The organism is Rhizobium sp. B21/90 (assembly GCF_019355815.1).
Classification (GTDB): Bacteria; Pseudomonadota; Alphaproteobacteria; order Rhizobiales; family Rhizobiaceae; genus Rhizobium; species Rhizobium rhododendri.
On the sequence record NZ_CP072164.1, the window covers coordinates 127,382 to 149,778 of the forward strand.

The 22,397-nt window shown below is 55.9% G+C and carries 21 protein-coding genes and 5 pseudogenes; 10 read left to right on the top strand and 16 right to left on the bottom strand.

All coding sequences use genetic code 11. The features are described from left to right. The first annotated feature begins 55 nt into the window (after positions 1–55). The 4 genes and pseudogenes from J5278_RS26565 (at position 56) to tnpB (J5278_RS31790) (ending at position 2,514) form a co-directional block, all read left to right on the top strand. Positions 56–1,180, top strand: coding sequence for an IS5 family transposase (locus tag J5278_RS26565; RefSeq protein ID WP_209187070.1), 1,125 nt, complete (start codon positions 56–58; stop codon positions 1,178–1,180). Positions 1,181–1,354: 174 nt separating this feature from the next. After that, positions 1,355–1,882 (top strand): plasmid pRiA4b ORF-3 family protein, encoded by a 528-nt coding sequence (locus J5278_RS26570; RefSeq protein WP_219259419.1) that lies wholly within the window; start codon positions 1,355–1,357, stop codon positions 1,880–1,882. A gap of 27 nt (positions 1,883–1,909) precedes the next feature. Further along, positions 1,910–2,185, top strand: a pseudogene (locus J5278_RS26575) (IS66 family insertion sequence element accessory protein TnpB); the annotation flags it as partial. An 80-nt stretch (positions 2,186–2,265) separates the two neighbouring features. Beyond that, entirely contained in the window at positions 2,266–2,514 is a 249-nt protein-coding gene (tnpB, locus tag J5278_RS31790; RefSeq protein ID WP_374108338.1) for an IS66 family insertion sequence element accessory protein TnpB, read from the top strand. Here the strand turns inward: tnpB (J5278_RS31790) and J5278_RS26585 are convergent. The 4 genes from J5278_RS26585 to J5278_RS31795 all read right to left on the bottom strand — a co-directional run bounded on the left by J5278_RS26585 (position 2,422) and on the right by J5278_RS31795 (position 5,722). After that, positions 2,422–4,521: a recombinase family protein gene (locus J5278_RS26585; RefSeq protein WP_111220947.1), complete on the bottom strand. Its 2,100-nt coding sequence runs from the start codon at positions 4,519–4,521 to the stop codon at positions 2,422–2,424. The genes tnpB (J5278_RS31790) and J5278_RS26585 overlap by 93 nt on opposite strands. Further along, positions 4,518–4,781 (bottom strand): hypothetical protein, encoded by a 264-nt coding sequence (locus J5278_RS26590; protein ID WP_111220948.1) that lies wholly within the window; start codon positions 4,779–4,781, stop codon positions 4,518–4,520. Before J5278_RS26590 ends, J5278_RS26585 begins: the two co-directional genes overlap by 4 nt. Before the next feature lie 26 nt (positions 4,782–4,807). Further along, complete coding sequence (locus tag J5278_RS26595) at positions 4,808–5,269, bottom strand: helix-turn-helix domain-containing protein (RefSeq protein WP_111220949.1); 462 nt, start codon at positions 5,267–5,269, stop codon at positions 4,808–4,810. A 123-nt stretch (positions 5,270–5,392) separates the two neighbouring features. Further along, a complete protein-coding gene (locus J5278_RS31795) occupies positions 5,393–5,722 on the bottom strand; it encodes a DUF5372 family protein (protein ID WP_161959338.1) in 330 nt (109 codons plus the stop codon). Between the two features lie 53 nt (positions 5,723–5,775). Here J5278_RS31795 and tnpB (J5278_RS26605) point away from each other — a divergent pair, with 53 nt between their 5' ends. Continuing rightward, positions 5,776–5,919 carry a transposase gene (tnpB, locus tag J5278_RS26605; protein WP_257623509.1) on the top strand — a complete coding sequence of 48 codons (144 nt, stop codon included), beginning with the start codon at positions 5,776–5,778 and terminating at the stop codon, positions 5,917–5,919. Between the two features lie 61 nt (positions 5,920–5,980). Continuing rightward, a pseudogene (locus J5278_RS26610) lies at positions 5,981–7,027 on the top strand (IS66 family transposase); the annotation flags it as partial. Positions 7,028–7,279: 252 nt separating this feature from the next. Here J5278_RS26610 and J5278_RS31330 read toward each other — a convergent pair. The 4 genes and pseudogenes from J5278_RS31330 to J5278_RS26625 form a co-directional block, all read right to left on the bottom strand. Then, entirely contained in the window at positions 7,280–7,573 is a 294-nt protein-coding gene (locus J5278_RS31330; protein WP_111220952.1) for a transposase, read from the bottom strand. A 35-nt stretch (positions 7,574–7,608) separates the two neighbouring features. Beyond that, positions 7,609–8,046 (bottom strand): annotated as a pseudogene (locus J5278_RS31540) (IS110 family transposase); the annotation flags it as partial. Between the two features lie 24 nt (positions 8,047–8,070). Further along, positions 8,071–9,162: an IS5 family transposase gene (locus J5278_RS26620; protein ID WP_209187069.1), complete on the bottom strand. Its 1,092-nt coding sequence runs from the start codon at positions 9,160–9,162 to the stop codon at positions 8,071–8,073. A 75-nt stretch (positions 9,163–9,237) separates the two neighbouring features. Then, positions 9,238–9,621 (bottom strand): annotated as a pseudogene (locus J5278_RS26625) (IS110 family transposase); the annotation flags it as partial. Positions 9,622–9,691: 70 nt separating this feature from the next. Here J5278_RS26625 and J5278_RS26630 point away from each other — a divergent pair. After that, positions 9,692–10,326: pseudogene (locus J5278_RS26630) on the top strand (IS66 family transposase); the annotation flags it as partial. Positions 10,327–10,787: 461 nt separating this feature from the next. Beyond that, entirely contained in the window at positions 10,788–11,666 is an 879-nt protein-coding gene (locus J5278_RS26635; protein ID WP_111219129.1) for a hypothetical protein, read from the top strand. A 190-nt stretch (positions 11,667–11,856) separates the two neighbouring features. Here J5278_RS26635 and J5278_RS26640 read toward each other — a convergent pair whose 3' ends face one another. From J5278_RS26640 to virD1, 7 genes are all read right to left on the bottom strand, one after another. Then, a complete protein-coding gene (locus J5278_RS26640) occupies positions 11,857–12,096 on the bottom strand; it encodes a hypothetical protein (protein ID WP_164498236.1) in 240 nt (79 codons plus the stop codon). Between the two features lie 51 nt (positions 12,097–12,147). Further along, positions 12,148–12,396, bottom strand: coding sequence for a DUF2188 domain-containing protein (locus J5278_RS31800; protein WP_374108339.1), 249 nt, complete (start codon positions 12,394–12,396; stop codon positions 12,148–12,150). Beyond that, a complete protein-coding gene (locus J5278_RS26650) occupies positions 12,393–13,484 on the bottom strand; it encodes an IS5 family transposase (protein ID WP_209187069.1) in 1,092 nt (363 codons plus the stop codon). Before J5278_RS26650 ends, J5278_RS31800 begins: the two co-directional genes overlap by 4 nt. A gap of 349 nt (positions 13,485–13,833) precedes the next feature. After that, complete coding sequence (gene virD4 / locus J5278_RS26655) at positions 13,834–15,849, bottom strand: type IV secretion system ATPase VirD4 (RefSeq protein ID WP_209186974.1); 2,016 nt, start codon at positions 15,847–15,849, stop codon at positions 13,834–13,836. Between the two features lie 73 nt (positions 15,850–15,922). After that, positions 15,923–17,959, bottom strand: coding sequence for a protein virD3 (locus J5278_RS26660; protein ID WP_111218210.1), 2,037 nt, complete (start codon positions 17,957–17,959; stop codon positions 15,923–15,925). A gap of 14 nt (positions 17,960–17,973) precedes the next feature. Beyond that, the gene (locus J5278_RS26665; protein WP_219259422.1) at positions 17,974–19,284 is read right to left on the bottom strand and encodes a T-DNA border endonuclease VirD2; all 1,311 of its coding nucleotides are present in this window, start codon (positions 19,282–19,284) and stop codon (positions 17,974–17,976) included. A gap of 33 nt (positions 19,285–19,317) precedes the next feature. Further along, positions 19,318–19,761 carry a T-DNA border endonuclease subunit VirD1 gene (virD1, locus tag J5278_RS26670; RefSeq protein WP_209186973.1) on the bottom strand — a complete coding sequence of 148 codons (444 nt, stop codon included), beginning with the start codon at positions 19,759–19,761 and terminating at the stop codon, positions 19,318–19,320. A 268-nt stretch (positions 19,762–20,029) separates the two neighbouring features. Between virD1 and J5278_RS26675 the strand changes: the two genes are divergently transcribed. Then, positions 20,030–20,725, top strand: coding sequence for a conjugal transfer ATPase VirC1 (locus J5278_RS26675; RefSeq protein WP_111218207.1), 696 nt, complete (start codon positions 20,030–20,032; stop codon positions 20,723–20,725). A 2-nt stretch (positions 20,726–20,727) separates the two neighbouring features. Then, on the top strand, positions 20,728–21,336 hold the full coding sequence (locus tag J5278_RS26680; RefSeq protein ID WP_111218205.1) for a conjugal transfer protein VirC2: 609 nt from the start codon (positions 20,728–20,730) through the stop codon (positions 21,334–21,336). Between the two features lie 98 nt (positions 21,337–21,434). On the opposite strand, the gene J5278_RS26685 is transcribed toward J5278_RS26680, so the two are convergent. Beyond that, positions 21,435–22,160, bottom strand: a complete 726-nt coding sequence (locus J5278_RS26685; protein ID WP_111218204.1) for a response regulator — start codon at positions 22,158–22,160, stop codon at positions 21,435–21,437. Positions 22,161–22,397 lie beyond the last annotated feature (237 nt).

The following is a 22,397-nucleotide window of genomic DNA, read 5'->3' on the forward strand; positions in this document are numbered from 1 at the left end:
TGCGAGCCTACTGCCATGATTCCATTGCTGAGTGATTGGTCGGCGGGAGCATGACATGCGCGGCAGTGATAACCAGACGGCGGGACTGTTTTCTTATGTGAGCTGCGAAGCCCGCGTTCCGACAAACCATCCGCTGCGGCCGATCCGTGCCATTGTAGATGAAGCGCTGGAAGTTCTGTCGCCAGATTTTGAGGCGATGTATTCAGCGATCGGCCGCCCTTCGATCCCGCCGGAGAAGCTGCTGCGTGCACTGTTGTTGCAGGCCTTCTACACGATCCGCTCGGAGCGTCAGCTCATGGAGCAGATGGATTACAATCTGCTGTTTCGATGGTTCGTCGGCTTGTCGATGGACGCGCCGATCTGGGACGTCACGGTGTTTACCAAGAACCGTGAGCGGCTTCTGGCGGGCGACATCGCCGCCAAGTTTCTGGCCGCATTGCTGGGCCAGCCGCGGGTGAAGGCGCTGCTGTCGGACGAGCACTTCTCGGTAGACGGCACCTTGATCGAAGCCTGGGCGAGCATGAAGAGCTTCAAGCCTAAGGACGACATAGATGGTGGCGACACCGACGACAGCGGCTCTGGCGCTGAAGGCAAACAGCCGCCAAAGGCTGTGGGACGCAACTCCGAGCGCGATTTCCACGGCGAGAAGCGAAGTAACGCTACCCACGCGTCGACCACCGACCCGGATGCCAGGCTTTACAAGAAGGCCCGTGGCCAGGCGGCCAAGCTTTGCCACATGGGTCACGTCATCATGGAAAACCGCAACGGCCTGGTTGTCGATGCCACGCTGACCCATGCGAGTGGAACAGCAGAACGCGAGGCAGCTCTGGATATGGTGGGCCGCATGGATGGTCGTCATCGCATCACATTGGCCGCAGACAAAGCTTACGACACGGCCGACTTCGTGGCCGCCTTGCGGGACGCAAAGGTGACCCCACACGTCGCCCAGAACACAACAAACCGACGGTCGGCCATCGACGGTCGCACCACCCATCACCTCGGTTACGCCGTCAGTCAGCGCATTCGCAAGCGCATCGAGGAAGTGTTCGGTTGGGCCAAGACCAGCGGCGGAATGCGCAAGACCCGCCATCGCGGAAAGGATCGCGTCGGCTGGATGTTCACCCTGACAGCCACCGCTTATAATCTGGTGAGGCTTCCAAAGCTGCTGACGACGGCATAATCGCGCCCGTAATCCGCCGAAAGACGGCGGATTACGACAAAATGGGCCGACAAGGCCGCTGAAAAAGCCTCATCACAGCCCGCCTTCGAGCCGTCTAGCCAGGATCGGCGGAAAAATCGGCGCTATTTCCGCGACCTGTTAAAGATCACGCTCGATGACGTTGATCCCTTGGTGATGCGGCGCGTTGTCGTCCCATTCCGCATTCGGCTTGACCGGCTTCATGAGGTTCTTCAAGAGGCTTTCGGCTGGACCAACAGCCATCTGTATGAGTTCAGGATCCGTGACATCGGGTTCGGCGTGCCTGATGGCGGCTTTGATGGTCCCATCGATGCACGCAAAGAAACGCTTCTTGCTGCCATCGAAGATATCGGCGCGAAATCATTCAAGTATCTCTATGACTTCGGCGACGGCTGGACGCACACCGTGAAAATCGAAAAGGTTTTACCGGCGACCGCCGGCTTCGACGATCCCTTCCTGCTTGACGTTGTCGGACGATGTCCACCGGAGGATGTCGGCGGTCCGTGGGGTTATGAAGAGTTCCGCGAGGCCATTGCGGACACCAACCATGAGCGTCACCACGAACTAGTGGAATGGTGGGGCGATGCGCACTACGATCCTGGCGATGTCGACGCCGCCAATCTCCGCAAAAACGTCGAGGCCTTAGCTGCAAAATGGAAGCGCCGATCGCGAAAGAAAAGCTGAACCTGCGGTCCTCGGCGAATGCATACACGTCAAGTGCGCGACGGCATTCTGGTGCTGCCGTTTGCGGCGACAACGACGTCGTTGGAGCACGATGGTATCGAGCCGGCATTCGTGCCTCTGGCAATCGCTGCGGATGCGCCTGAGCCTGTCAATCGGTTGCCGCTGCCGAAGCTGGCCTCCGACGGGCCGAAGGTGCAGGTTTTGACGTTGGAGATTGGCTCAGACGTTGTGATGCGGGTTCCGAACGACGTGCCCGTTGAACGGGTCGCCGCTCTGGTTCGCGCTGTGCGAGGAGCGCCATGATTGTCGCGGGCCAACGACTGCCGATCCTGATCGCAACGCGTCCGGTGGACTTCCGCTGTGGGCATCAGGCGCTGGCTCTGATGGTGCAGACCGAGTTGAAGCTCGATCCACATTCCGGGATTACGGTCATCTTCCGGTCGAAGCGCGGAGATTGTCTGAAGATCCTGGTGTGGGATGGCAGCGGAATGGTGTTAATATATAACGATTTGAATTCATATTGCATCACTCTTCTGGCTTCAGTTGAAGGTTTTGACCTGGCTTCCGCACTGGTTAAGCGCGGCGACGCGATCAACGAGTTGGTTCCATCGACTGCATTGCTTTTGCGGTAAATCTGTCTTTGGAAGCTCGTATAGGTAATAGTGTCCGTTGTAGGCATGGCTGGTGACGAGGCCATGTTCAGCCCATCTGGCGAGGGTATGCTCATGGATATTGAGGTGTGCAGCCGCCTCTTTTTTTGTCAACATCCCACGATCCCGGAGGCGGTCATAGCGTGATCTCAGCTTGTACTCGCGAACGAGATAGGTGACGCGTTTGGTTGTGAAGCGGGCGTTGCGCTGGTCGCGGCGCGTCACCGAGCCGGGACGGTATCCCTGATTGTTGAGAATCTCTGCGATCTCGGAAAAGATATGATCATCGAGGAGTTTATCGATCAACACGATGATGTCGGGGTTCGTCTTGACCTGCTGGCTGGGAGATCTTGGGCTGATGGTGACGAGCGTCTGGGTTTTGCCGCCCTTGAAGCGAATATGAGCCTTGGTGGTGCCTCTCTTGGGTAGTTTGAGGAGGGTGACGTCCTCAATGATGTGGGCAAGCAGCCGCTTTCGTTCGCGGTTGGGGGTCTCAGGGTTGGTCCAGAGCTGTTTGAAGTCCGCCGTCATTGCGATCAACCGCTCGCGTACGGCCTTATCGAGGATGAATTGATCGTGCTCCCGGCTGCGCTCGCGCTCTTCGCGGGCGTTAGCCAAGATGCGGAGCTTTCCGTTCCATTCGCCTTCGAGCGTGTCGGCGACGAGACGGTTATTGGGGTCGACGAGCATGAAACGGCGCTGGGCGAGATCGGCTTCCGTTTGGGCCCGCTCGATCGCGCGACAGCGCAGCCGGTCCGCCTCTTCATGTCGCGCTTCGATCTCCTTGCGGACTTCGATTGCCAGTTCGACGGCCGCCGGCGTCATCTGCTCGGCGATCAGCATGCCGATGGCTTCGTCGACGGGAGGTGCAGCGATTGCCTGGCATAGGGGTTCACCGCGATTGGTACGGGCGCGATCACAAACGTACCAGGCTTCCTGCCGGCCACGCCGCGCAGCATAGCGCATGTGAAAATGCCTGCCGCATTGCCCACACACGGCCCGCCCCTGCAGCAGCGCCGGGCCTTCGCGCGGAGGTGATGCGACCGCCGCGTTCCATTTATGGCAGATGTTCGACTTCAGAATCCTCAGGTTCTCCTGATGCTGCTCCCAACTGATGTAGCCGGGATGAGCATCTGGAATACATGCCGTCCAGTCGTCACTACCTTGTTTGCGCACGAGCTTTTTGCCATCGATCGTTCGCCGATAGCGACGGCGGCCATAGGCATAAGCTCCGGCGTAACGTGGATTGTGCAGCACGCGCATCGCCGTCGAAGGCGTCAGTGGCCGGAAAACCGTCTGGCTGTCGTGGAAGCGGGAGGGAAAGAGAATGCCTTCCTGACGAAAGGCCTTGACGGTCTGGGAAGCGGATCCGACGCGAGAGAACGTCTCGAAGAAATGGGCGATCGTCTCTCTGACCTGGATGTCTGGATCAAGGGTCACATTGCCGGAATGATCGTAGACCATGCCGGTTGGCAGTGGGCAACGAAACTCGCCACGCCGGGCCTTATTGAGGATGCCGCCGCGCAGCCGTGCCTTGATCACATGGAGTTCGGCCTCACTCATTGTTCCCTTCAGGCCGAGCAGGAGCCGGTCGTTGAAACTTGCCGGGTCATAGACACCGTCCTCGTCGAGGATCAGGGTGTCAGCAAGGGCGCAGATCTCGAGCAGACGCTGCCAGTCGGCATTGTTGCGCGCCAGACGGGAGACCTCCAGGCCCATGACGATCCCGGCATGCCCCATACCGACATCGCTGACCAGCCGCTGAAATCCTTCGCGCCAGACCGCCGATGCGCCGGATTCACCCTGATCGTTATCGATGACGATAATCTGCTCCTCGCGCCAACCAAGGGCGATAGCGCGCCCGCGAAGCGCATATTGCCGCATGGCGCTCTCGGTATTGTCGATGACTTGCCGCATCGAAGATTGGCGGACGTAGAGGTATGCGCTGCGTTCACGGTGATGGGGCTGGACTTTGAGGTGTACATTCATGGTGCTCTCCGTTGATGGATGCTCATGGCGATGGTCGCCAGGACATGAACGACGGCGCTGAGTTCGCCGTGCGCCGGTCGGGTGGCCGATGATGGGTAAAACTGCCTCTGGTCTGGGCTTGCCGCTGCAGTCAGTGTGCGGGCCCATCCCCACATGCCGCGGCGCAGAAAAAGCATGAGCCCGCTACGAGCCTTGAGCGGCAGAGCTTCACCGAGAGCTGCGCCGCGCAGTACCTCGTACTGGTCCGCGATGTCGGGCAATGAACATGCCGGTCCCACGGTAACGTCTAGCGGATCGTTTTTTTTAACACCCGCTCGATCGTCCGGGGATGTAGTGCGATATCGAATTCGGTGCGAACCAGCTTGGCGAGATCGCGGGCATGAACGGGTTCGCCCGGGACCAGTCTCGCCTGCAGAAATGCCAGGACTTCGTCGTCGACCTTGTGGGGTCCACGGGGTCCCGGCTTTGCCGGCACCAGTCCGGCGATCCCCGTCGCGTCGAAGTTTGACTTGGCCTGATAGTAAGTCGGTCTGGAAACCCCATACTCGTCGGAAGCGTCTGTTACCGAGACGTTGTCGACGGAGACGCGTCGCAGCATCTCGTATTTGACCTGGACCGCGTCGTGCGGATCGAAAAACTCGCTGCCGCGAAACTTTGGATCGCGCACCTTCTCGGAATTTGGATTGAAGGTGCCCTCGTCGATGAGGGCATCCATCTTTGATCGCTTGCCGCCGTACTTCGCGAGCATTGCAGGCTCCGGATATGAGGTCGAGTATGAATGTAATTATAATTATACCGCATATCTCGGTTATATCAAGGATAGGATCACACTTGTGGCGCGGATTTAGGCCGATAAAACAGCTATAATTGCTCATTCTAGATCCCCAAGCGGCATAATCCCCTTTACATGTGCGGCATAATTATCCTTACACTCCGCGCGCGGCCGCGTTGCCAGCCTGCAGCAAAGGTGTTCCACCATGCTCGCTAGATCCATCAAGTTCGAAACGAGCAAGAGCGCACGCCCGTTGCTCACGACAACTTCTGGATCGATGCTCACAAGATCAGTCCATTGAGGGGGAAGCGGCCATATGGCGCCATCGTCGGTCTGCAGCAGCAGCCGGTCGCCTTGCAAGTTACTTCGCTTGCCAACGCAGCGCAGCTGCCGCCCGAAAAGAGGATGAAACTGATGCGTAACCAGCACTAGCTGCTGATCTGCGCTGGTCGTGGCTGCATTCTGGGATAAGGTACAAAATTCTGGAACAAGGCAGCTTTGCTTGGCCCAAGGTTCAGGATGGAACGATGCGTCTTTCCAGGGGTCAGTATGAGGCCATGTTCGAAGGTCTGGACTGGCGACGGGTGATGGCGCAACGGGTGAGTGCGCCGTCTGCAGCGGGGTAAATTCTCGCGGCTCTCGCATTGTTTTATTTGGATTTTTGATGCCATTTTGCTATAAAGCGGCATGTCGCAATCCTTTGATCTCAGCTTGTCTCCGGACCTTCCACCAGAGGTCGCCAAAGCCTTCGCGCAGATGCAGTTCGAGCTGTCGGTCGAGCGTGCAGCACGTCAGCACGAGCAGGCAGTTGTGGCCGAAAAGGATGTGTTCATCGCCGAGTTGAAGGAGCTGATCGAGACACTCGAGGGTCAGGTTCATGAATATCGGCGCGCGAAGTTCGGGCCGAAATCGGAAAAGCTTGATCCGGGGCAGATGGAACTGGCACTGGAAGACCTTGAAACGGCGATTGCCGAAACACAGGCGCGGATCGCCGCCGTCGAGAAGAAGATCGAAGCCAGCGCAATCAATCCTGGAGAGGTTGGCGATCCGGACAAGGCCGTTTCTCTCAAGGAGCGTAAGGCCCGTGCACTGCCTGAACACCTGCCTCGGGTCGAGCGCGTGATCGAGCCCGAGAGCATCGTTTGCCCCTGCGGTTGCGGCAACATGGTGCGGATCGGCGAGGATCGGACGGAACGGCTCGACCGGGTCCCGGCACGCTACGAGGTGATCGTCACGATCCGCCCGAAATACGCATGTCCCAAGGGGCGAACTGGCGTTGTCCAGGCCAAAGCGCCTGCACATTTGCTGGAAGGGAGCTGGCCGACCGAAGCCCTTCTGGCGGAGATTGCCGTCTCCAAGCATTCCGAACATATGCCGCTCAACCGGCAGGCCGAGGTCATGGCACGACACGGAGTGCCGATAGACCGCACGGTCCTGGCCGATTGGATGGGGCGCACGGGCAGCGAAATCCGGCCGGTGGTCGACCATATGGCTAAACAGCTGCTGTGGGAAAGCACGCGCCTCTATGTCGATGAGACGACCGCCCCGGTTCTTGATCCGGGGCGAGGCAAGACGAAGACGGGTTATCTCTGGGCCGTGCTGCGTGACGACCGCGGCTGGAATGGCTCTGCGCCATCAGGCGTGGTGTTCCATTATCGGCCTGGGCGTAAAGGCGAATATGCCGCTGAAATCCTCGACGGGTTCAACGGCACGATCCAGGTCGATGTGTGTGGACGCCCCGGTAAATGCAAGCAAAATCTTTCTTCGGTACGGGCATGTGGTCGGGTGCTGACGTGTGTTCGGCCTCGTAAAGCGACTTCAACACGTCGCGGGCCCTTATGGAATACGTGGATCAGATCCAATTCGCTTAGGCGTGCTCTGGGCACTCATCGACCTAATGATTCTTCCGATCCTGCTTCTGACCGATTGCCCATAATCCTCCGTTGACCTCACCACATTCCCGACCTCTCGCGGTTCTGTTCTGCCCTAGACAGTACCGGATGCCGGAGCTTGGTAGACGCCGCCGTGAGCCATCAGAGCCCAGGCGGTCCGCGCCAATTTATTCGCCAGAGCCACGGCAACAAGCTTCGGCGGCTTCTTCAAAAGCATTCTTGCCAACCATGAACCGGCAGGCGCTCCGTATCGTCTTGCCCAGCGGACAACCGCCGTTGCTCCGAGAACGAGGAGACGGCGAAGATCGCGCTGCCCCATCTTGGAAACTTTGCCGAGACGGTCCTTGCCGCCGGAGGAGTTTTGTTTAGGCGACAAAGGCCGATCCATGCTGCAAAATCTCGCCCCCTTGAGAAGGTCTCCGCGGCCGGTGCCAATGCTTCGATCGCGGTGGCGCAAATCGGGCCGACTCCCGGAATAGTCATCAGCCGCGAGGCAAGTTCATCCTGCCGGGCGCGTGTGCGGAGCTCCTTTTCCAGGACGGCGATCTGTTCGGAGAGGAACACCACTTGTTCCAACAAACCTTTACAAAGTACCCGCGCAACCTCAGGCAGATCGGAATTCGTTGTGATCTGCTCATGTGGGAGGGGAATGTGCTTGATGCCCTGAGGAATGATCAGGCCATATTCCATAAGATATCCGCGTAACGCATTTATCGTCTGCGTCCGCTGTCGGACCAACAGGTGGACACCTCGATTTACCGGTCGCAGTTGGCAAGATGGTGCCGTGGATGTATTTCCGCGATGAACTCGCGCGGATGATCGCCCATTTTTTGTGATGATTGCCGCATCTGCGGCATGCATTTCGGCCTTCCGGCCAGCTGCGCGTTATGCGGTCCGTGGTTTTCCAGTCAGCCAGACATAGCGAAGCATGTTGTAGGTGATATTGGCCATGCCGATCTTCACCCTCGCTCGGCTGATTCCGATGGTGCGCACGAAGAGCTTCATCTTGTCCTTCTGCCGCGCAAAGACATGTTCGATGGCGGAGCGGACCTTCGAACGACGGCCGTTGGCGCGCGACATCGCCTCCGGCATGGGTTTGCCCTTTGGCTTCTTCTGATGGATGTCGGACTTTAGGCCATTGTCCTGCAACCATTCCTCGTTGGTCTTGGAGCGATAGGCCGTATCGGCCCAGACCGTCGACGCGGTATTGTCTTTGGTCACTACGTTTCGAAGCTGGGCTCCGTCATGGGCGCTCGCACTCGTCACCGTCCATCCCCGGATAAAGCCATGGGCTCGGTCGATGCCTGCATGGTTTTTGTAACCAAACATTGGAATGGCAATATCGTGCTGGTCAGTCGTCGTCGACGTCGGCGTCTCCGTTGGCCGTTTCGCCTTGGAATACTTCACTGTCCATCGCGCGTCGCGGTCCTTCTGGGCCAGCCTGGCGGGTTTATCCTTCCAGTCCTCAGGGATTTCGCCGGCCTTGATCGCGTCTTTCTCGTCCTGGCTGTTATGTTGCTTGGGAGCCTGGATGATCGTGGCGTCAACGATCTGCCCGCCTTTGGCCAGATATCCGGAACGTGAGAGATGCTTGTCGAAACGGGCAAACAGATTATCAATGGCACCTGCACGCACCAAACTCTCTCGGAACAGCCAGATCGTCTTGGCATCCGGCACCTTCTGCGAAAGGGAAAGGCCAAGGAAACGCATAAACGACAGCCGGTCCTGGATAACAAACTCCGCTTGGTCGTCGGAGAGATTATAAAGCGCTTGCAGCACCAGGATTTTAAACATCAGAACCGACGGAAATGGTGGACGTCCACCCTTCGATCCGTCGGACCGCTTCAGCGCCTTCGCTAAAGGTTTTTCAAATATCGCCCATGGAATGATGCTGTTGAGCTTCTCCAGCGGATCGCCGACGGCACTCAGCCGTTCGTAACGATCATCCAAATCCCAAAAGCCCGGTTGCCCACGCATCATCCGCTCCCAGAAAATCACACTGGCCGGATTGAATCATGAAACGCGGAAAATGGGGAGGTTTTTAGAGGTGTCCAGGTCGCGAACCTTGAACGCCATGGATGAAGCCTGCTTCTCGGCACTTTTGACGCTCACGAACCGCATCGTCGGTCGCGAAGCCGCCTCTGCGATAGCTTCGGCGTCGGCGGCATCATTCTTTTGGCGTTTGACGAAGGGCTTCACGTAAGACGGGTTGATCAGTCTAATCTCATGACCGAATTTGCCGATTTCTCGTCCCCAATAATGGGCGCTGGCGCAGGCTTCCATTGCGACAACACAGATGGGAAGCTGGGCGAAGAACTCAAGCAATCTTCCACGGTTCAGCTTCTTACGAAGAGCGACGCTCCCGTCGGAACCTGAGCCATGGATCTGGAACACGTTCTTTGCCAGATCCAGGCCGATGATGCTAATCTCATTCATGGACGTCCTCCTTGTAGGTCTAAGCACCCGCACTATGGCACATTTGATGCCGTCGGGGGGCGTCCACTCCACCGCCTACGGTGGTTACTCTCACCTTGCCACGTCGGAGCGTGTGGGCGGCGATCCCTTGAAACTGGCTTTCTGTTGGGCACACGGGCGCAGAAAGCTGATCAAGGCCACGCCGAAGAGCGGATCACCCATCGTTGATGAGGCGCTCATTCGCATCGCCGCGCTCTACAAGATCGAAGACAGTATTCGAGGCAATGAGCCCGAACATCGTCGGGCAGTCCGACAGGAGTTGTCGCTCCCGCTGGTGGACAAGTTCTTCACATGGATCGCGGCTCAGGCTGCACGTGTCTCACGCAAGTCAGATCTTGGAAAAGCCTTGGCATACTGCTGACGCGGCAAGACGGCTTCAGATTGTTCTTAGACGACGGCCATGTCGATATTGACTCCAACCTGGTGGAAAACGCGATCCGTCGCCCGGCCATGAACCGCCGCAATGCGCTCTTCGCCGGCCACGATGAAGGGGGCCGAAATTGGGCCCGGTTTGCCAGCTTGATCGGCACATGTAAAATGAATGGAATTGAGCCTTACGCCTATCTGTGCGACCTCTTCACCCGCCTCGCAAACGGCCACCTCGCCAAAGACATCAATGCCCTAATGCCTTGGGCCTATGCCGCCCGCATCAAGTCCTCACAATGAGCTCGTCAGATACTCGTCGGTGAGCTCACATCCGACCCCAAAGGCAATACTATCAAGCCGCTGCAACTGAAAAATCAATGGGGCGTGGACGCCGCATACTATTTATCATCAATTATGCAAATTTCATCTCCACTGAAAGTGAGATTGATTACCGCGTGCTCAAACGTGCTCCGAAGAGCGGCCGTCTCGATGGGGATAGTCATTGCGGCACCGTCCTGTCATCCGGGCAACTGTAGCTAAAATGTAGGATTGAGACCCGTCCTGATCGTCAAGCGTATGTCGACCATAGTCGACCTCAACCGTTGACCAAGGTTTCCCTTCTCGATCTTCGGCACTCAATCCCTCTTACGATTGTAAGGCAAAATTGGTTGAAATTCGTACTTCGGTCGATAACCATGCCTGTCTCTAAAATCAAAGTTCACGTGTGCTTTCGGTGACGCGGCTCGAAAGGAAATATGACGATGAAGCGATTGAATGCGGAAAACCCCGGTAAGATCTATAGTAGCGAAAGTTCCGGACTCCATAAGAATATGAACACAGATTCAGTCGCAGAGATATTCTCCAGGCTGGTTACTCCCGATCCAGTAAAAACAGCCGCCGAGCTCGGAAGGTTCGAAAAGGCTGGCCGTGAAGCGAGGCAAATGCTGAAAGATGGGCCTACCGGCGAATTTAAACGTAAGCTTAATCGTCTCGGGACGTCTGCAAGCAGGCTGTTTGAAAACGTGGTCCCGCGCGATGACCAGGCTGTGACGCCGCCAAGGCTCAAGAGTGTCACTCCGATCATCGATTTCCAGACGTCACAGCGTAGAACGACACTCGTTGACCAAGTACTCCATCTCCCCGAACAGCAAAAGCAAGCTGAGGCTCTGCAATTGCTCAAAGAGAAGCTCGACTTATTCGATGCGAATGATAAAAATCGTTTAATTGATCACGCGCTCCATCTGTTTGACAGAGCTGACCATTCTGACGATCAGGGAAGTGCCGCCGAATTTCTCGTGTGTGCGCAGAATTTCCTATCAGATGTACATCGTAGTCGTATTGAGGAGCTTCGAAGTGGTGATGGCAACCACGAAGACTTGTATTGGAACATAGAACACGATTTCAAAAATTCTCTATCACAAGAGACACGTTCATCGAACAATCCGGCAACTCGAAATGACACCGAGTTAGGTGAACTCGAAGCAGCCGTATTACGCATAACATCATCCAATATCGTATCCGACGGTAAGTTGGGCGAGGTGGAAAAAGTAAGCGAGAGACTAGCAGAAAGCTATCAACGTTTGCGCCAGGAACTCTATTCAACCGATCGCTCGAGAAACAATAGCTCCAGAGCTGGATAGGTCCCCTCGCGTCACCAGCGATGTCGCTGACCAGTCAAGTTCAATGTCGCGCAGCAGCCCTCCATGCTTCGTCCTGACGGGCGGCGAGACCTCCGACTTGGGAGGGCGCAGCCCGACCATAGGTTGTCCCCTCGCGGGCGCGGATTTTTTCCGCGCCCGCGGCCGTACCGATTGCCGTACGTCTGGATCTTCATCTGCCAAGAAGAGGACCCTGGATGCCCAGAAAATTAACGAGATCACGTCGACCACGATATGTCGGGATGCCCCGGCTGTTTTGCGCCATGAGAACAATCGGCACGCCGGGGAATGCTGGCTGGAAGCTATAAGCAACCTCATCGGCTTGAGGGCCGCTGTTGAGAACGTGCGGCTTAACAATGACGATGGCGAATGTGACGCCCTGCTCGCGAACTAATGCGCCTTCAAACTGCATTTCTTCTCTCCTTTGATGAAGAGGCCGCCTCACTCCAGGCGGCCTCAGGTTTTAACCACGTGGCGGGAACGGGTCGCGACCGTAGGAATCCTTGTCCCGGATTTGACCGTTGGGACGGTGGATGACCACTTCGCTCTGCTGGTTGATCGCAATCGGACACCTCGATTTACCGGTCGCAGTTGGCAAGATGGTGCCGTGGATGTATTTCCGCGATGAACTCGCGCGGATGATCGCCCATTTTTTGTGATGATTGCCGCATCTGCGGCATGCATTTCGGCCTTCCGGCCAGCTGCGCGTTATGCGGTCCGTGGTTTTCCAGTCAGCCAGACATAGCGAAGCATGTTGTAGGTGATATTGGCCATGCCGATCTTCACCCTCGCTCGGCTGATTCCGATGGTGCGCACGAAGAGCTTCATCTTGTCCTTCTGCCGCGCAAAGACATGTTCGATGGCGGAGCGGACCTTCGAACGACGGCCGTTGGCGCGCGACATCGCCTCCGGCATGGGTTTGCCCTTTGGCTTCTTCTGATGGATGTCGGACTTTAGGCCATTGTCCTGCAACCATTCCTCGTTGGTCTTGGAGCGATAGGCCGTATCGGCCCAGACCGTCGACGCGGTATTGTCTTTGGTCACTACGTTTCGAAGCTGGGCTCCGTCATGGGCGCTCGCACTCGTCACCGTCCATCCCCGGATAAAGCCATGGGCTCGGTCGATGCCTGCATGGTTTTTGTAACCAAACATTGGAATGGCAATATCGTGCTGGTCAGTCGTCGTCGACGTCGGCGTCTCCGTTGGCCGTTTCGCCTTGGAATACTTCACTGTCCATCGCGCGTCGCGGTCCTTCTGGGCCAGCCTGGCGGGTTTATCCTTCCAGTCCTCAGGGATTTCGCCGGCCTTGATCGCGTCTTTCTCGTCCTGGCTGTTATGTTGCTTGGGAGCCTGGATGATCGTGGCGTCAACGATCTGCCCGCCTTTGGCCAGATATCCGGAACGTGAGAGATGCTTGTCGAAACGGGCAAACAGATTATCAATGGCACCTGCACGCACCAAACTCTCTCGGAACAGCCAGATCGTCTTGGCATCCGGCACCTTCTGCGAAAGGGAAAGGCCAAGGAAACGCATAAACGACAGCCGGTCCTGGATAACAAACTCCGCTTGGTCGTCGGAGAGATTATAAAGCGCTTGCAGCACCAGGATTTTAAACATCAGAACCGACGGAAATGGTGGACGTCCACCCTTCGATCCGTCGGACCGCTTCAGCGCCTTCGCTAAAGGTTTTTCAAATATCGCCCATGGAATGATGCTGTTGAGCTTCTCCAGCGGATCGCCGACGGCACTCAGCCGTTCGTAACGATCATCCAAATCCCAAAAGCCCGGTTGCCCACGCATCATCCGCTCCCAGAAAATCACACTGGCCGGATTGAATCATGAAACGCGGAAAATGGGGAGGTTTTTAGAGGTGTCCAGATGTATATTCGCCGTGAGCGATTTGATCCTCAAACGAGTCATCAGCCCGACGGCTCCGGGGCTCGATTGGATAAAGGACAGGGGTAGCTCCGGCGGGAACTTCGGGAAGCGATGTAGCCGAACCGCTAAGGTCGACTTTCGGGTTTCCTGACGGTTTCATGGCGATATCTGCTCAATCGGCAACCTCGGAGACTAGCGCCGCATTCGATAGAACCGCAACAGGTGACGACGCCGTCCATCGAATGGTCCCAATGTTAAAAACAGCCTCAAATTATTCGATGGGATTTGAGGACACAGGTCTAGATCGTTGCTGAAGCGCAATGATCTGCCCCAGCAGCTGCTGTTGTGCACTCAGAGCTGGAGCCATTTCAGCGGGAACACTGGAAACTGGCGCCACACCACGGGCATTGGCGTCTTCCAAAACGTCGTCGATTTCAACCGAGACCTGGGGGGCGTCTATTCCAATTGCAAGGTTATCCTGTTCGTCATTCATATCACTGTTTTGCTGTGTAAGAGTTTCCCCATTGTTCACTAGAGAATCGATGTCACCTAAGCCCAGCGCCGCCGTGACCGCAGCTTGTTGACTGAGATGATCTTGCCCATCCTGATGGACATCTTGCGCAAGCATCAAAGATGCGGGCTCAGGGAGGGCGCCAATTTGGCATTCGAAAAGGCGCCTCAGCATACGATCTGAATAATATCGCACCTTTCTCAATTTGAGAGGCGGCTGCCCCTTAATAAGGACGATTTCACTTTTATCATCGAGCAGGCGCACCTGTTCCGGGCGCAAAAGCGGTGCCCCCTGATCGGAAATCTGGATGTTATGATCGAACATACGGGCTTGACTGTATGAGGTCGAACGCGCCTGGAAGGTATATTCGCCGATAGCTTTTGAGATATAGGTCGGCGTTTCGTCGTCAGCGGTGGCCATAAACACTTGCACGCCAGTGTTGCTGAGAAAGTTTTGTTTGCCTGCCTCGTCATAGGTGCCCGACAAGGCCGAGAGACTCTGAATAATAAACATGAAGCGACCTTTGTAACCAGCGATGGTTGTAATCGCGGTCTCGATCGCCTCCAGTTTGCCCAGGTGTTTAAATTCGTCGAGGAGAAATAAAACTTCATACCGCTCATCTTTACCCGGCAGTGATCGCTGCAGAATCGACACGACCTGCTGAAAAAGGAGGCGCATCAATGGCGCCACGACCTCAAGGTCATTGGGGCTGACACAAAGATAAACGCAGGTCCTCTTTCGACGCAGATCATAGACGGAAAAATCCGATCGACTTGTGGCTGCTTTGACGAGTGGATCAGCCCACAGGTTAAGTCCACCATCGCCGAGCACCGACGTATAGGAGGTCAAAATTTTCGTGTCGTTGCCCGCCATATTGTCGAAAATGCGCTGAGCCTCTTTATTTCGGCTTTCTTCCGCGAGGTGCGCAAAAAGTTTGTACTTCTCTCCAGGTTGGGCAAATAGGTCGTAGACCGCACCAATCGTTGGCGCACCACGCTCAATACAGGTAAGGATGCCCGCAACAAAAAGGTCCCGTGCACCGTCGATGAAGCCTTCCGCACCCTTGCCTTTGGCGGTGATCAGGTTCGCGGCGAGACGGCGAGTCTCGGTGAACTGCCGCTCGGGCGGTAAAGCTGCAATATCGAGGACGGGATTGTAACAATGAGTTCGTCGCTCTGGATCCAGAGGTGAGAACTTGAAAACGGCGTCGCCGCTCGATTTGCGGGCTCTGGACGTCAGCTCAAAAAGCTCGCCTTTGACGTCGAGGGCTATCACCGTACCCTTGAAGGTTAGGAGTGTCGGAATAACGACGCCAACGCCTTTACCGGCACGTGTTGGCGCGACAACAAGACTGTGAGGCTGCTCACCATTGGTCAGATAGTTGCCGAACCAAAGAGGGCCACAGGTCTTCCCAAAGACGGGCCCCTTGATACGATTATAACGCTGCAGGTAACCGGCGTGCCGCATTTCGCCAAATGCCGCCCAACGAGCCGTGCCATGATGCTCGCGGTTACGCAGCGATATGATGAGTTGGCTTAACAGCACAACCACAGATGTCGCGATGATAATGGATAAGCCGCAAAAGAAGACGGGGGTCGCATGACCGATATAGAGCGGGGTCTCGTACCAAAAGGCGAAGACGCTAAACGTCATCATCGCTTCGCCATCGAAACCATGGCGGAATGTTGCATAGAGACTTGCCGCACAAAAACCGGCCGCTAGCGAACATACGATGCTGAGAGCTAAACGCTGGGGCGTAATCTTGCTCGAATTCATCACTTCACCGAGATTCTTCGATCGATCGCAAATCGCGCTTTGTATTTGGGTGTTGCCGCAAACAATCCAGCAATTACCGCCCGTAACCTTCACGTGAACGCGAATCCAGTCCCCTTATATAAGGCTGTGTCTTGCGATCACGGTCAGTCCGTTTCCGACTGTCGTCTATTGCCAATTGATCTGCCGCATGAGCGGTCAGCCCTCGGTCCCTGCTGGTGCCAGATATCACGTCACGAACGGGCGTCGCCTCGAGAGTTCTACCAAGATTGTAATGCCTCAAGGCAGGAGCAGGGTCACCAAACCTGGTAGAGGCGTTTTCGGCGTCATTTCGCCTCCTAGAACTCACAACGGCCGGCGTGATGTGAGTGTCCTCTACCAAGCCGTCAGAAATATTCTCTGCCTTGTGGTACCACAATGGAATTGGCTGATTGGTATTGGGAACCATCGGAGTACCTGATCGGTTGGCAACCTGGGGTACAGAAGAGTTGCCGAAACCAGACCGCGTATCGGCTTTGGTCGAGATTTTTTGCTTCCCCTTTTCAATAGCGGTTATTGCGATCCGCTCCGTTTCTTCTATATGTGACCATTCGGCGTCAGTTAGATCGGGAAAATCCGCAAGGCTTGCTTGCGATGACTTCTGTGCCTTCGGTGAACGCTCACCATTCAATCTGGCAGGCCTCGGACTATCGATCGAGATCTTCTCTGCGTGTTCGATAACGCTGTCTTTCCCAACGGCGTTGTCTAATCCCGCGCCGCGCAAATCCGGTGCGGCATTCCGCACCGATGGGGATCTATTGGAATGAGATTTGATCAGTGCATCGATTTCTGCCAGCGCGGCGTCGGTCAACCAAGAGAAATCATCGAGCTCCGCTCCCGAGGACCTCAGCGCTTGCGGTAAATGTCCGCCAGCCTGCTCAACCGGTGGCTCCCCGTTAGAGGGCATGCCATCAGCCCTGTCGGAAGTACCTTCTTTCTGGAAAGCGTCCCCTGATACGGGCTCATGCAAGCCCGGTGCGGCGCTCTCCCTCGCCAGGGACTTCTGGGAGAGAGATTCGAATATCGCATCGATTTCTGCCATGGCGGCGTTGGTCAACTCGGGGAAGTCATCGGGGGTTGTTTGTGGTAACCTCTGCGGATGCGGTGAAAGGTCATGAGAGAACCCAAGGATTGCTCCGCCATCGCCACCCCTCCCCTGTTCGCCCGAGCGGGCACTGCTGACATCGTCGAGAATTTCAGTGTGTTCGCTATGAGAACTTGCTTCAGCATTCGAAATTGACGTTGTCACGTTCTCTGAAAGACTCGGAGCTTCGTGGCCAAAGTACCGGCTGTCCGCTGAATCTTCGAGTTCCTCTAGCCCTCGGATCGGCGCCGAGATGGTGTCACCCGAATTTCTATCGGTCTCGTAACCGGTATCTCTCCCGAACCATTCTGAGGGTGGACCCGAATAGAGAGCGGAAACAGAGGTGGCGTCGGGTAACGTCGAGCTTTCCTGCGAGGTCTCCGGTGCTCTGTCTGCCGATGGCTGGACATTGTACACGCCCGCTTGCGGCCCGCCTTGCCCGTTCGACGAATGCGCGACCCATGTATCACGGTTCACGAGCGAAGATGCCGCGACCGTATCGATCTCTCTGCCTAAGCCGATTTGCCGCCGTGTGACTGATCTATTTGCATCGCCGGGATGCTCGATTTCGCGCGGTCGCTTTATGCCCCTTGCTCCTAAATCTGGCAACGCACTGGCTTCCCTGTCGCGCTTATCGGGATTTTCGTGTAGTAGCTCACGCCAGTGCTGCATGGCGGTGCGGAAATCGCCGTTATTCTTCCGCAAAATTGCAGGTAGATCCGTGCGGGTTCCGGATAACCCTGGCGGCATTGCGGCATCCTGCGGATGAGCCGCTACAAGCCGTCGGCCGCTCGCCGATGTTTCTGGGATGCCGTCCGGGATGCCTGAATTTGGTGGACGCGACAAAGTTACTGCGACAGAAGTGTCCCGGCCATCTTCTCGAGCAGCCATTGCGTGTGCGGGAATGGAGGTCGATGTGGTCCGACGCCCTTCGTCATTCGCCACAGGAGCGGGACGCGCAAAGTGTCCGGTGAACTCTTCATTTGCCATGACTCTGTCCTTCTCTATCTTCTATTTCCACCGCGCCCGTCCTGGCTGCGATCATCTCTCGTGCGTTTGCGTTCGTTCGGTCCTCCATCATCTTCTTCACGCGGACGCTTTGAAGGAGCGCCTCTCCGTTGCTCAAGGTGGCCTGAAGCAGACAATGGATCGGTCGCGGTGCTGGGCCGCGCCATGTCCTGCAATGAAGACGGCCGAGACGTTTCGGCCGGCAGTGCGACGGGATCACCACGGCTATCTCGTTCGCCGGCGTTCGCCTCGGGCCCAACTGCCATACCTTCCAATCTCACACGTTTTGCGCCACTCGGCCCTTCGTCGTCGTCACGAGGACGTTTTGACCACCGCTGGCTGTAGTCTGTCGCGCGCGCGGCAGTTGAGCGAGGAAGATCGGAAGTGCCGTTTGCGTTGCCGGCGCGAACATCGGAAACAGGCGGAGAGCCGCTCTCTATGTCGTCCGCGAAAATGGCAAGGCGCTGTGTCTCCAATGCAATCCGTACGCTGCCACTGGCTCCGTTGCTCGATCCGGCTGGCTCGTGAAGATGAACTTGCGACCCGTTCTGCCGATTGTTGGGCCGAGGTATGCTCTCTGATCCGCCCGCGGATGCGTCAAACGGGGCTGTATCGGACGATTGGCTGAATTCTGGATGATCTCCTTGCGATGACGACTGTTCCAAATCGGCGTTTTCGAAACGGATTTGACGAGCCTGCCGCTCAAGGCGCCGAAATTGGGCATAGGTGATCGGCCGCTCAAAGATACCACGTTCCGCTCGCGAGCTCGCATCGAGGACAATGCCGTGGCGAAGCGAAATCTCAGCCATATTGACGCGCAAGGCGTCGTAATTCAGTTGTGGGTGGCGCCGAGATATCTTCAGCCACCCGTGTCCCAAAAGTTCGCGACGATTGACGACGACATGCAGGTGTGGGTGATCGCGATCGATGTGGAAGGCTGTAAGATAGTTGTAGCGGCCACCCCCTGCGCCTGACCCAAACATCTCGGCAGCCCACTCCCGACTCGCCGCATAAGCTGCCGCCTGGCTGGTACCCGCTGGGAAGCTTACAATAATATGGGTGGTCAACTCCTGCTGCCTTTCCTCGTCTGGCTGACTTTCGTCATAAGTTCCAGTCTCTTGAACCCAGCCTCGGGCAAGCTCGTGGATTTGATCCGGTGGAAGGGGAATATCGAGATGCCGAGCCGAACGCTGCAGCTCCAGCTTGCCCTTCCGGGATAGATATTCCAACTGATTGATAATCTGTTGAAGGGTCTTGGTCCCGCCTCCCGGTACAATGCGAATGATAACTTGAGCTCGATCGGGCATCCAACATCTTCCCCGCCATGTGCTACGGCAGCGCTACAAGGAGTCTTTCAGCATGGAGCAACCGTCGATCCGTCGGCGTGATACGGATAAAATGCAACGAAGCAAGCCGTCGAGGTCAGCGAAAGATTCACCGAAAGCGATACGTTCGGCTCGCAGAGCCTCCAAATCCATTGTCGGATTTTCAGCATAGGCAGATAGCAGCGCGGCAATGTTGCTTGAGAGCGTTCCTATGGACAGAAGTATGGCTTCCATTTTGTGACGTGTCTCTGCATCGATTTCGAGAAAGCCGCCAATGCGGCGCACCGCAACTCGGATGGCCATGCTGTCGGAGAGCCCCAGCAAGCGTGCCTGGTGAGAGAAACTTTCATATTCGGCCGATCGCAACCGTGTACTCACGACCCTGAAACCTTCAACCGTGGCGCCTACGCGCTGGTTGATGGCAATATCACTTGAGGTGGGCTTACTGCCTTGCGACATAGCTCCCTCCATAGAAGAGCGAATGATCTAAATTGCCCCGTCGCATAACTTTCCCATCGGGGCAGACGAAAATCTACGCCTATAAAAACTGGAATCAAGAACAGATAAGGATTATTTCCTCTATAATTGTTACATTTGCAACTATTCTATAACAAAAATGAAATATAATTCGGATAATTATTTTCTTATTCATGAATAATCGCAACATCCTACACACAAACAAAAATACAGACGCACTTCCATTTCACAACACTAGCAGGATAAGGACATGAAACTTCTGACATTTTGCTCCTTCAAAGGAGGTGCCGGCAAAACCACGGCACTCATGGGCCTTTGCGCCGCTCTTGCAAGTGACGGTCGTCGAGTGGCTCTCTTCGACGCCGATGAAAACCGACCACTAACGCGATGGAAAGAAAACGCCCTACGCAGCAATACCTGGGACTCATTCTGCGAAGTTTATGCCGCCGAGGAAATGTCACTCCTTGAGGCGGCCTATGAGGATGCCGAGCTCAAGGGATTTGACTATGCGCTGGCCGATACGCATGGCGGTTCGAGCGAGCTCAACAACACGATCATTGCCAGCTCAAACCTGCTTCTAATCCCGACGATGTTAACTCCGCTCGATATCGACGAAGCATTGTCGACCTACCGCTATGTCATTGAGCTGCTGCTGAGCGAGAACTTGGCAATTCCGACAGCCGTATTGCGCCAACGTGTCCCGGTCGGTCGGCTGACCACATCGCAGCGTGCAATGTCAGACATGCTCGCAAGCCTTCCAGTTGTGCAATCTCCGATGCACGAGAGAGACGCATTTGCCGCGATGAAGGAACGTGGAATGTTGCATCTCACATTGCTGAATATGAGAACCGATCCGTCGATGCGCCTCCTCGAACGGAATCTCAGGATCGCGATGGAGGAACTCGTCACCATCTCCAAATTGGTTGGCGAAGCTTTAGAGAGGTGAAGATGGGAATTCGCAAACCCGCTTTGTCTGTCGGGGAGGCCAGGCGGCTTGCCGCCGCTCGACCCGAAATGGTCCATGCTCACTTGCCTGTTGCCACCCAAAACTCGGCCCTACCGCAGCCGCCAGAAAATCCCGACCAGGAAGATCGACGACCTGCCCCGGCCGTCGCCAAGCGTCATCCCAGTGCTGATCGGCAATCGATGCTTACCGTGGATGCTCTGAGTTCGACGACAGCGCCGGAAAAGATCCAGGTCTTCCTTTCAGCGCGGCCGCCCGCGCCGCAGGTGTCGAAAATCTATGACAACCTGATCCTTCAATACAGCCCTTCCAAGTCGCTACAAATGATCTTGCGCCGTGCGCTTGGCGATTTCGAAAAGATGCTGGCAGACGGATCGTTTCGCACAGCTCCGAAGAGTTATCCGATCCCTCAGACAGCTTCCGAAAAATCCATCATCGTTCAGACCTCCCGCATGTTCCCGGTACCGCTACTAGAAGTCGCTCGCAATCACTTTGATCCATTAGGATTGGAGACTGCCCGAGCTTTTGGCCACAAGCTAGCTACCGCCGCGCTTGCATCTTTCTTTGCTGGGGAGAAAACAACTAAAAGATGATCTCTCAAAAGAGAGGGCGACGAAAGGCAGCTTTGCGGGCGACATATCGATCAGCTGATGCCAGGAACAGACTGCTTATGGCGAAATGCACCTCTGCGTCAGGCCGCCATCATACCCCCGTAGGAAACGTTGACGTCCGCGTCAAAGAAATAGCCAGCACCTCTTGCAGTCTTGATCAATTGGGGGCTTGTCGGATCCCCCTCAAGCTTTCGGCGCAGCCGTAAAATGAGGACGTCAATACTTCTGTCATACACCTCCTCCTCTCTCACCCGACTGGCGATCAGAAGCTGCTCGCGGGATAGAACGTCGCGCGGCTTCTCCAGGAAGGCTACAAGAAGATTAAACTCACCTGCCGTGAGTTTAATCTCTCCGCCCTCTTCCGAAATCAAACGGCGTTGCCTGATATTCAGTGTCCAGTCTGCGAAATAAAATGAGCGTCGGTCTTTCGTACGCGCGACGCTGGGCCGCTCGCGCAACGCAACACGGATCCGCGCCAGAAATTCGCGGGTCCCAAAAGGTTTGGCGATAAAATCGGTTGCTCCCAGCTCGAGTGCAACAACTTTGTCCGCCTCCTCAAGCCGATCACCGCTAATGATTATCATTGGAACATCGGATTTTGTCGCCAGAGTGCGAACAATTTCAAGCCCATCTTCGCGACCCAAATTAAGATCGACAACCGCGACATCGACCGTCTCGTTGGAAAGTACACGATTGAACTGCTTGCTGTCGGCTACCGCCGTCACCTTAAAGGCATGGATGGTAAGATACTCGACTATAAGATGCCGCATAGCGACATCGTCATCGATGACAAGAACGTGTTTCAACGGTTCACCTTTCAATCTAGGATCCTGGCCACCCCTTTGCAGCTTAACAGAATCTATGCATCCAAAGGCTGTATGCGTTAGACCCCACTCGTCAATTTTTTCTCACTATACGGGCACTTCGGCAAAATACCGGCTAAGCCGTGCAGGACAAAAATGCAAACAATATGTTTCAGCTTGATGACAAAGATTGCTGAGCTTTGCTACAAATGTAATTTTGTAACATTCCCATGATATTTT